The 9751-nt window shown below is 69.0% G+C and carries 10 protein-coding genes; 6 read left to right on the plus strand and 4 right to left on the minus strand.

Annotation, left to right across the window (positions count from 1 at the left end; genetic code table 11):
* The first annotated feature begins 24 nt into the window (after positions 1 to 24).
* Positions 25 to 501: a YbaK/EbsC family protein gene (locus K5S26_RS15400; protein ID WP_221860015.1), complete on the plus strand. Its 477-nt coding sequence runs from the start codon at positions 25 to 27 to the stop codon at positions 499 to 501.
* Here K5S26_RS15400 and K5S26_RS15405 read toward each other — a convergent pair whose 3' ends face one another.
* Positions 502 to 1809 (minus strand): DUF445 domain-containing protein, encoded by a 1308-nt coding sequence (locus K5S26_RS15405; RefSeq protein WP_221859804.1) that lies wholly within the window; start codon positions 1807 to 1809, stop codon positions 502 to 504.
* A gap of 52 nt (positions 1810 to 1861) precedes the next feature.
* Here K5S26_RS15405 and K5S26_RS15410 point away from each other — a divergent pair, with 52 nt between their 5' ends.
* Entirely contained in the window at positions 1862 to 2134 is a 273-nt protein-coding gene (locus tag K5S26_RS15410; RefSeq protein WP_221859806.1) for a metal-sensitive transcriptional regulator, read from the plus strand.
* A gap of 49 nt (positions 2135 to 2183) precedes the next feature.
* On the opposite strand, the gene K5S26_RS15415 is transcribed toward K5S26_RS15410, so the two are convergent.
* The 3 genes from K5S26_RS15415 to K5S26_RS15425 are packed head-to-tail and all read right to left on the minus strand — an operon-like array spanning position 2184 to position 5342.
* Positions 2184 to 3344, minus strand: coding sequence for an acyl-CoA dehydrogenase family protein (locus K5S26_RS15415; protein WP_221859807.1), 1161 nt, complete (start codon positions 3342 to 3344; stop codon positions 2184 to 2186).
* The gene (locus tag K5S26_RS15420) at positions 3341 to 4111 is read right to left on the minus strand and encodes an alpha/beta fold hydrolase (RefSeq protein WP_221859809.1); all 771 of its coding nucleotides are present in this window, start codon (positions 4109 to 4111) and stop codon (positions 3341 to 3343) included. The genes K5S26_RS15415 and K5S26_RS15420 overlap by 4 nt, the downstream gene beginning before the upstream one ends.
* Before the next feature lie 22 nt (positions 4112 to 4133).
* On the minus strand, positions 4134 to 5342 hold the full coding sequence (locus tag K5S26_RS15425) for an MFS transporter (RefSeq protein ID WP_221859811.1): 1209 nt from the start codon (positions 5340 to 5342) through the stop codon (positions 4134 to 4136).
* A 412-nt stretch (positions 5343 to 5754) separates the two neighbouring features.
* Between K5S26_RS15425 and nrdH the strand changes: the two genes are divergently transcribed.
* From nrdH to nrdF, 4 genes are read left to right on the plus strand one after another with little or no spacing between them, the layout of a single operon-like run.
* The gene (gene nrdH / locus K5S26_RS15430) at positions 5755 to 5988 is read left to right on the plus strand and encodes a glutaredoxin-like protein NrdH (protein WP_221859813.1); all 234 of its coding nucleotides are present in this window, start codon (positions 5755 to 5757) and stop codon (positions 5986 to 5988) included.
* Positions 5989 to 6039: 51 nt separating this feature from the next.
* A complete protein-coding gene (nrdI, locus tag K5S26_RS15435) occupies positions 6040 to 6477 on the plus strand; it encodes a class Ib ribonucleoside-diphosphate reductase assembly flavoprotein NrdI (protein ID WP_221859815.1) in 438 nt (145 codons plus the stop codon).
* A complete protein-coding gene (gene nrdE / locus K5S26_RS15440; protein ID WP_372454415.1) occupies positions 6474 to 8618 on the plus strand; it encodes a class 1b ribonucleoside-diphosphate reductase subunit alpha in 2145 nt (714 codons plus the stop codon). The genes nrdI and nrdE overlap by 4 nt, the downstream gene beginning before the upstream one ends.
* 31 nt (positions 8619 to 8649) lie before the next feature.
* Entirely contained in the window at positions 8650 to 9624 is a 975-nt protein-coding gene (gene nrdF, locus K5S26_RS15445) for a class 1b ribonucleoside-diphosphate reductase subunit beta (protein ID WP_221859819.1), read from the plus strand.
* The last annotated feature ends 127 nt before the right edge of the window (positions 9625 to 9751 follow it).

The raw sequence follows: 9751 nt of genomic DNA on the forward strand, positions 1-9751 counted from the left end.
CCCGCCCGTCCTAGAATCGACGCCGTGCATGAGGATCTGCATCCCCGGAACGTCCGCGTGGCGGAGAGTCTCGTCGAGGCGGGCATCTCGTCGAAGATCGTGTTCCTCCCGGAGTCGGCGGCGACGGCCGTGCAGGCTGCCGCCGCCCTCGGCACGGACGTGGGGGCCATCGCGAACAGCCTCGTCTTCTGGTGCGACGGACGCCCGCTGCTCGTCATGACGAGCGGGGCCCATCGCGTCGACACCGCGGCCCTCGCGGCGCGGCGCGGCCGCGCGGCGATCGTCCGGGCGACCCCCGAGCAGGTGCGGCAGGCCTCCGGACAGGTGATCGGCGGCGTCGCGCCGTCCGGCCATCCGAGGCCGCTCGAGACGATCGTGGACGAGCAGCTGGCCGCGCATCCCGTCCTGTGGGCGGCTGCGGGCACGGCGCACTCGGTGTTCCCGCTCACCTTCGACGAGCTCGTGCGGCTGACGCGCGGCCGCATCGCGCGCGTGGACTGATCAGCCGAGGAACGCGTGGGCGATCGTGAAGATCACGAGGCCCGCGAGCGCGCCGACGACGGTGCCGTTGAGGCGGATGTACTGCAGATCGCGCCCGACCATGAGCTCGATCTTCTCGGTCGTCTCCTGCGGGTCCCAGCGCTCGACCGTGTCGGTGATCAGCGACGCGATGTCGTGCCGGTACCGCTCGACGACGAACACCGCGGCGTCGGTGACCCAGGCGTCGACCCTGCGGCGCAGCGCCGGCTCGTCCTCGAGCCGTGCCCCCACCTCGGCGAGGGCGTCGCGCAACCGCGCGCGCAGGGCGCTGTCGGCGTCGGCGAGCTCGCGCAGCAGACCCTGCTTGGCCGCGCCCCACGCCTCGGCCGCGAGCCGGCGGACCCGGGGGCTGTCGAAGAGCGCGGACTTGGCCTGCTCGAGCCGGTCGCGCGTCTCGGCGTCGTGCTGGAGGTTGTCGGCGAGACGCACCAGGTAGTCGTCGATGGCGCGCCGCGCAGGATGGGCCTGGTCCGTCTGCACGGCGCGGACGAAGGCGACGGCCTCGTTGTAGACGGTGTGGTCGACCAGGCGATGCGCGAGCGACGGGACCCAGGACGGCAGGCGACGCGAGACGAGACCCTGGAACGCCTCCGGGTTCGCGTCGAGCCAGGCAGCGACCGAGTCGGCTGCGAGGTCGACGGCGCCGCGGTGCGCGCCGGAGCCGATGACCCGCTCCAACCACCCGCCGACGGGCTCGCCCCAACCCGGGTCGATGAGGTGCCGGCGCGCCAGCGACTCGATCACGTCCTGCACGTCCTCGTCGCTCAGCGCCCGAAGCACGCCCTGTGCGACTTCGGCGCCCTCCGAGGCGACGCGTTCCGCGTGCTCCGGCGTGCGCAGCCACGCGCCGAGGCGGGCCGCGATCGGCGTGGACGCGAGCTTGGTGCGGACGACCTCCGCCTCCAGGAAGTTCGTCTCGACGAACTCGCCGAGGTTGCGTCCGATCTCGTCCTTGCGGGTGGGGATGATCGCGGTGTGGGGGATCGGCAGGCCGAGGGGACGACGGAAGAGGGCGGTGACCGCGAACCAGTCGGCGAGGGCGCCGACCATGCCGCCCTCCGCGGCGGCACGGAGATACGCGAGCGGCGGCACGCTCTCCTGCAGGGCGAACCCGATCACGAACAGTCCCGCCATGAGGATCAGGGCGCCGAGGGCGACGGCCTTCATCCGCCGCAGGGCGCGGAGCCGTTCCTGGTCTGCGGGGGAGAGCAGCCGGGCGGACGTTCCCGGTGCGGTCAGGGACGGCGGGACGGACGCGAGGCGAGCCATGCTCGTCATCCTCGCACGGCCGACCCCCGCCCCAGCGGGGTACCCTCACGATGTGATCGAAGACATCCAGAAGCGTGCGCTGCACCGCACCCGCATCCTCGAGGGCCAGTTGCGCGGCCTCGGCCGGATGATCGAGAACGAGGACTACTGCATGGACATCATCACGCAGTCCCGGGCCATCCAGAGGTCGCTCGAGTCGCTCAACCGGCTGCTGCTGGAGAACCACCTGCGCACGCACGTGACGCACATGTTCGAGCAGGGCGGCGACGACCGCGAGCAGGCCGTCGCCGAACTGCTGCGCGCCTTCGACTTCGACGGGCGGTGACGCGGCGGGCCTCCCGCGCAGGGTCGTCCCGAGCGCGGTCCGCTCGGGATCAGGGTTCGATCGGGCCCAGCCAGGCGCTCGCGACGGTGGAGTGGGCCGACTCCGGGTCTGACGGGTGGAAGGCGCCGGCGAGCACGTCGCGGTAGAGGCGGGACAGCTCGTTCGAGGCGAAGAAGGAGGACCCGCCCGCCACGAGCATCGCCTCGTCGACGACACGCTTGGCCGTCGCCGTGGCGCGGTGCTTCACCCCGGAGAGCAGGGAGAACCAGCGCGCTCCGTGATCGGCGCCCTCGTCGACGTCGCGTGCCAGCGCGGCGAGCTGCGGCGGGAGCGCGTCGTAGGCCAGCGCCATCTCGGCGATGCGCCAGCGGATGTCCGGGTCCTGCGCGTACGCGCGTCCCGTCCGCTTCGACCGCCGCGCCTGCGCGGAGGCCGCCGCGAGGTCGAGCGCCCGCCGCGCGACGCCCGTGTACACGGAGCCCAGGAGGATCTCGAAGACGCTGAAGATGCCGAAGACGATCGGATCCGGGTTCCGCCCCGGCGGCACGCGCCGCACCACCCGGTCCGCCGGCGCGACCGCGCCGTGGAGCTCGGTCGTGCGGCTCTGCGTGCCCCGCATGCCGAGCGTGTCCCAGTCGTCCCGCGTGACGACGCGCTCGTCCCTGCCCACGAACGCGTAGACCATCCGCGGCCCGTCGGGCGATGCGGTGTCGAGGCCGTGCAGGCCGAGCTGGGTCCACACCGGGGCGAGGGAGGTGAAGATCTTCGTGCCGGTGAAGGAGTACGAGCCGTCGTCGTGGGGCGTGGCCTCGGTGTCGCTGCCGAACAGCACGAGGTCGTTGCCGGCCTCGCTGATCCCGAACGCGAAGACCTCGCCGGCTGCGGCGCCCTCCTGGACGAATCGCAGGTCGTCGATGCCGCGGTCGCGCATCACCTTCGCCACACCTGTCCACACCAGGTGCATGTTGATCGCGAGCGCGGTCGCGGGCGACGCCTCGGCGAGGCGCTGCTGCAGCCGGGAGACGTCGGCGAGCGACAGCCCCAGTCCGCCGCGGTCCTCGGGCACGAGCACGCGCAGGTAGCCCGCGTCGCGCAGCTCGGCGAGGTCCTGCTCGGGGAACACGTTGTCGGCGTCCACCGCCGCGGCGCGGGAGCGGATCCGCTCGATCAGCGCGTCGGTCAGGATGACGTCGGGGTCGAAAGCGGTCATCGGTCGATCACCTCCAGCAGCCGGCGCACGGTCGGCTCGGGCTCGTCTCGGTGGGGGGAATGGCCCGCCCCGGCGATGATCGACATCGTCACGGCGGGGTTGGCGAGCACCTCGTCGGCGAGGGCGCCGGTGAACAGGCTGTAGACCTTCGGGTCGGCGCCGATCACGTGCGTCGGCACGCGCAGCCGGGCCGCCGCGGCGCGCACGTCCCACTCGGAGTTCTGGGCGCTGGTCTGCTCGACCGCCCAGCGGCTCGCGCGCGCGACGGCGTCGACCTTGAGCTCGAGGTCGTGGGGGTGCCAGTGCGGGTGCTCGGCGCGCACCGCCTCGATGCGGTTGTCGTCGAACGCGCGCTCCTGGCTGCGACGGATGATGCCGCTGTCGCGCCCCGTCACGAGGATCGCCGGGTCGATCAGCACCAGACGGCGCGTCCACTCCCCGTTCTCCGCGGCCGCGGTCGTCGACGCTGCGCCTCCCAGCGAGTGGGCGACCACGAGGTCCCACGCGCCGCCGCCGTCGGGCAGGGTCGCCACGACATCGGCGGCGTAGGCCTCGACGGAGTAGTCGAGCGCGCGCGGTGCATCCCCGTGGCCGCGCAGGTCGACGGCCGTCGCGTGCCAGCCCGCGTCGGCCAGGGCGACCGCGAGGCGCCACATGAGCGCTCCCGACGACCCGAGCCCGTGCACCAGGAGCGCACGGCGCTCGGCCCCGGCGTCGCCCCAGCACAGGCGCGGCAGCGTGACGGGGTGCGGTGCGCGGGACGTCATGCAGCCAGCTTATTGACGCGGCTCAGGTGATGGTCTGCACGGGCTCGGTGTCGGGGATCGGCGAGGCGTCGCGGTGCCGCAGGTCGGGGAAGCCGCGATGGAACACGGCGGCCACCAGCGCGGCCCCGACGATCATCGTCAGGCTCACGACGTAGGCGCCGATCGAGCCGATCCCGTCGATCGCGAAGCCCGCCGCCATGGAGCCGAGTGCCGCGCCGAGGAGCTGGCCCGTGTTGATCCAGCCGTACGCCTCGGCGGTCTCGCTGAACTTCACGCTGGCCGAGGTGGACGACAGCATCACCGCCAGGGCCGGCGCGAAGCCCACGCCGGCGACGAACAGCGCGCCGCCGAGCCACCACGGGTTGTCGACCCACAGCAGGGTGAGCGCGGTGCCCACCGCGACGATCCCGAGCCTCCGCGCGGTCGACCACGGGCTCATCGGGATCGATCCCGAGCCGAGCCCCCCGACCAGGCTGCCGAGGGCGAACACAGCGAGCACGAGGCCCGACTCGACGCCGCCCTCGCCGAAGGTCGCGACGATGCCGGCCTCGATCGCCGCGGCCGCACCGATGAACAACAGGCCGATCGCCGTCGCGAGCAGCACGGTCGGCTTGCGCAGCACGCGTCCGAGCGCGCTGCGGCTCGGCGGGATGCGCACGCGGCCGGTCTCGGGGGAGAGGATGAACCACGCGCCGCCGCCGATCGCGATGACGACGACCGCGAGCAGGCCGAGCACGGTCGACACCTGCAGCGCCAGGAAGGTGATGAGCACCGGCGCGAGCACCCAGATCATCTCCTGCAGGGAGGCGTCGAGGGAGTACAGCGCGGTGAGCTGGCGGGCGTTGACCAGCTTGGGGTAGATCGTGCGCACGGCCGACTGCACCGGCGGCGTCGCGAGGCCGGCCACCAGGCCCAGCGCGACGAGCGCCGGCACGGGTAGCGGAGCGACCGCGATCGTGGCGATGGCGGCGGCGTAGATCGCGGTGAGGATGGTCAGGACGCGCCGCATGCCCCAGCGCCCCATCCAGCGGCTCGTGACCGGGCCGGCGACGGCCTGGCCGATGGACACCGCCGCGAGCACGACGCCCGCCGCCGCGTAGGAGTGCGTCAGATGCTCCACGTGGATGAGCAGGCCGAGGCTGATCATCCCGGACGGGAAACGCGCCGTCAGCTGCGCGGCGATGATCCGGGCGACGCCCGGCGTGCGAGCGAGTTCACGGTACGACGACACCCCCTCACGCTACTGCCTGGCACCGACGCGGAAGGCCCGCCGACGGAGCCGCGGACGGTCCGCCGACGGAGCTGCGGACGGACTCCGCGCGACACGCCGCGACACGCCGGATCGGCCCGATCCACACCCTGTGCGATGTCGGTGGCCGCCCGTAGCGTGCGGTCTGTGGAGAAGTCGGCGCCGCCGGCTCGCGACCCGCGATTTGGTGCCGGTCTCGGGGGCTCGCAGAGCCGTCCCGCCTGTGGACGAAACGGTGGACAAAGCTGTGATGAGCCGGTGGAGAGCGGTGGAAAATGACATCCGTGTAACTACTACCCCTTGTGGTGCCCCCGAATGTCCGTACCCATATGTAGTATTGAGGTCCCGGCGGAGGTACGCCGGAAATCACAAGGTTTTGAGGGGAAGAAGCGCCATGGCGATCACGGTCTACACCAAGCCTTCCTGCGTCCAGTGCACGGCGACGTACCGCGCGCTCGACTCGAAGGGAATCGAATACGAGGTCGTCGACCTCTCGCAGGACCCGAACGCTCTCGAGCAGGTCAAGGCCCTCGGCTACATGCAGGCTCCGGTCGTCGTGACCGAGGAGGACCACTGGTCCGGCTTCCGTCCCGACATGATCGACGAGCTCGCCTCGCGCCTCGCCTGATCGGCCCTTCGGCCTCGATCGACTCGACGGATTGAGCACAGGAGGAGCAGGATGACCGCGGCACTCGCGCCGGCGCCCACCCAGGCGCCGCTCCTGGTCTACTTCTCGAGCGTGTCGGGCAACACCGCGCGTTTCATCGAGAAGCTCGGGATGCGGGCCGAGCGGATCCCCCTCCACCGCGGCGACGACGAGCTCGTCGTCGCCGAGCCCTACGTGCTCGTCACCCCCACCTATGGCGGGGGTGACGGGCGAGGGGCGGTCCCCAAGCAGGTGATCCGCTTCCTCAACGACGAACGCAACCGCCGAGGGATCCACGGGGTCATCTCGGCAGGCAACACCAACTTCGGCGACGGCTTCTGCATCGCCGGCGACATCATCAGCGGCAAGTGCAACGTGCCCCACTTGTACCGGTTGGAACTCTTCGGCACACCCGACGACGTCGATCGCGTCAGCGACGGATTGGAACGATGGTGGAAGCAGCAGCCTTGACCACGGACGTGGACTTCAAGCACAACGACAAGTTCGATGGGCTCGACTATCACGCCCTCAACGCGATGCTCAACCTGTACGACGAGAACGGGAAGATCCAGTTCGACGCCGACAAGCGCGCCGCACGCGAGTACTTCCTGCAGCACGTCAACCAGAACACGGTGTTCTTCCACTCGCTCAAGGAGCGTCTCGACTATCTGGTCGAGAAGGAGTACTACGAGGGCGCCGTCATCGAGAAGTACCCGTTCGAGTTCGTCGAGCGGCTGAACGACTTCGCCTACGGCAAGAAGTTCCGCTTCGAGACGTTCCTCGGCGCGTTCAAGTACTACACGAGCTACACGCTCAAGACGTTCGACGGCAAGCGCTACCTCGAGCGCTTCGAGGACCGCGTCGTGATGACGGCCCTCGCGCTCGCCGACGGCGACCAGGACCTCGCGTGGAACCTCGTCGAGGAGATCATCACGGGCCGCTTCCAGCCCGCGACCCCGACGTTCCTCAACGCCGGGAAGGCCCAGCGCGGCGAGCTCGTCAGCTGCTTCCTGCTGCGCATCGAGGACAACATGGAATCGATCTCGCGCGGCATCAATTCGTCGCTGCAGCTGTCCAAGCGCGGCGGCGGCGTGGCGCTCCTTCTGTCGAACATCCGCGAGGCAGGCGCCCCGATCAAGCAGATCGAGAACCAGTCGAGCGGCATCATCCCCGTCATGAAGCTGCTCGAGGACTCGTTCAGCTACGCCAACCAGCTGGGCGCGCGTCAGGGCGCCGGCGCGGTGTACCTCTCGGCGCACCACCCTGACATCATGAAGTTCCTCGACACGAAGCGCGAGAACGCCGACGAGAAGATCCGCATCAAGACGCTGTCGCTCGGCGTCGTGGTGCCGGACATCACGTTCGAGCTCGCCAAGAACGACGAGGACATGTACCTCTTCTCGCCCTACGACGTCGAGCGCGTCTACGGCGTGCCCTTCGGCGACATCTCCGTCTCCGAGAAGTACCGCGAGATGGTCGACGACCCGCGCATCAAGAAGACGAAGATCAACGCGCGCAAGTTCTTCCAGACCCTCGCGGAGATCCAGTTCGAGTCGGGCTACCCGTACATCATGTTCGAGGACACGGTGAACAAGGCGAACCCGATCAAGGGCCGCATCAACATGTCGAACCTCTGCAGCGAGATCCTGCAGGTGAACACGCCGACGACGCTCAGCGAGGACCTCTCGTATGACCAGATCGGCAAGGACATCTCCTGCAACCTGGGCTCGCTGAACATCGCGCTCGCGATGGACTCGCCGAACCTCGGCCAGACCGTCGAGACGTCCATCCGCGCGCTGACCGCGGTCAGCGACCAGAGCCACATCCGCTCCGTGCGCTCGATCGAGGACGGCAACGACAAGTCGCACGCGATCGGCCTCGGCCAGATGAACCTGCACGGCTACCTCGCCCGCGAGCGCGTGTACTACGGCTCGGAGGAGGGTGTCGACTTCACGAACATCTACTTCTACACCGTGCTGTTCCACGCGCTGCGCGCCTCGAACCGCCTCGCGATCGAGCGCGGCCAGGTGTTCGACGGGTTCTGGGACTCCAAGTACGCCTCGGGCGAGTTCTTCGACAAGTACGTCGAGCAGCCCTGGGTGCCGAGCACCCCGAGGGTGGCCGAGCTGTTCGCGGCCCACCACATCCCGACGCAGGACGACTGGCGCGAGCTGAGGGCCTCCATCCAGGAGCACGGCATCTACAACCAGAACCTGCAGGCGGTGCCGCCGACCGGCTCGATCTCGTACATCAACAACTCGACGTCGTCGATCCACCCGATCGCGTCGAAGGTGGAGATCCGCAAGGAGGGCAAGCTCGGCCGCGTCTACTACCCGGCGCCGTTCATGACGAACGACAACCTGGACTACTACCAGGACGCGTACGAGATCGGCTACGAGAAGGTCATCGACACCTACGCCGCGGCCACGCAGCACGTCGACCAGGGCCTGTCGCTGACGCTGTTCTTCAAGGACACCGCCACCACCCGCGACATCAACAAGGCGCAGATCTACGCCTGGCGCAAGGGGATCAAGACGATCTACTACATCCGCCTGCGCCAGATGGCCCTCGAGGGCACGGACATCGACCAGTGCGTCAGCTGCACGCTGTGACGCTCGGGATTGCTGCGAGAGAGAACGAGAGATGACTGAAGCGGTCAAGCTGCTGGACCACGTCCAGGCGATCAACTGGAACCGGATCCAGGACGAGAAGGACGTCGAGGTGTGGAACCGCCTCACGGGCAACTTCTGGCTGCCCGAGAAGGTGCCGCTGTCCAACGACATCCAGTCGTGGAACACGCTCACCTCGGAGGAGCAGCAGCTCACCATGCGGGTGTTCACCGGCCTCACGCTGCTGGACACCATCCAGGGCACGGTCGGTGCCGTCTCGCTGATCCCGGACGCGCTCACCCCGCACGAGGAGGCCGTCTACACGAACATCGCGTTCATGGAGTCGGTGCACGCGAAGAGCTACTCGTCGGTGTTCTCCACGCTGTGCTCGACGCAGGAGATCGACGAGGCCTTCCGGTGGTCGGTTGAGAACCCGAACCTTCAGAAGAAGGCTCAGATCGTCATGGAGTACTACCGGGGCGACGAGCCGCTCAAGCGCAAGGTCGCCTCGACCCTGCTCGAGAGCTTCCTGTTCTACTCGGGCTTCTACCTGCCGCTGCACTGGTCGAGCCGCGCGAAGCTGACGAACACGGCCGACCTGATCCGCCTCATCATCCGCGACGAGGCCGTGCACGGGTACTACATCGGCTACAAGTTCCAGAAGGGGCTCGAGCTCGTCGACCAGGCGCAGCGCGACGAGATCAAGGACTACACGTTCTCGCTGCTCTACGAGCTCTACGACAACGAGGTGCAGTACACGCAGGACCTCTACGACCAGGTCGGCCTGACCGAGGACGTCAAGAAGTTCCTGCACTACAACGCCAACAAGGCCCTCATGAACCTCGGCTACGAGGCGATGTTCCCGGCCAGCGTCACCAACGTGAACCCGACGATCCTGTCGTCGCTCTCGCCGAACTCGGACGAGAACCACGACTTCTTCTCCGGCTCCGGCTCGTCGTACGTCATCGGCAAGCACGAGTCCACCGAGGACGACGACTGGGACTTCTGACGTCCTCGATCTAGCTCGAGCCCGAGAGGCCAGCTGAGAGGCCCGGACCTGCAGATCGCTGCAGGTCCGGGCCTCTTCTCGCGCCCCCCAACAGCCCCACGCGAGCGCCGACCCGTAGGGAGGGGCC

The sequence above is a fragment of the Microbacterium marinilacus genome (assembly GCF_019753765.1).
Classification (GTDB): Bacteria; Actinomycetota; Actinomycetes; order Actinomycetales; family Microbacteriaceae; genus Microbacterium; species Microbacterium marinilacus.

Coding starts and splice junctions, on each gene's coding strand:
- K5S26_RS15405 (WP_221859804.1), bottom strand. CDS start 1,809: ATGGCTCGCCTCGCGTCCGTCCCGCCGTCCCTGACCGCACCGGGAACG.
- K5S26_RS15415 (WP_221859807.1), bottom strand. CDS start 3,344: ATGACCGCTTTCGACCCCGACGTCATCCTGACCGACGCGCTGATCGAG.
- K5S26_RS15420 (WP_221859809.1), bottom strand. CDS start 4,111: ATGACGTCCCGCGCACCGCACCCCGTCACGCTGCCGCGCCTGTGCTGG.
- nrdH (WP_221859813.1), top strand. CDS start 5,755: ATGGCGATCACGGTCTACACCAAGCCTTCCTGCGTCCAGTGCACGGCG.
- nrdI (WP_221859815.1), top strand. CDS start 6,040: ATGACCGCGGCACTCGCGCCGGCGCCCACCCAGGCGCCGCTCCTGGTC.
- nrdF (WP_221859819.1), top strand. CDS start 8,650: ATGACTGAAGCGGTCAAGCTGCTGGACCACGTCCAGGCGATCAACTGG.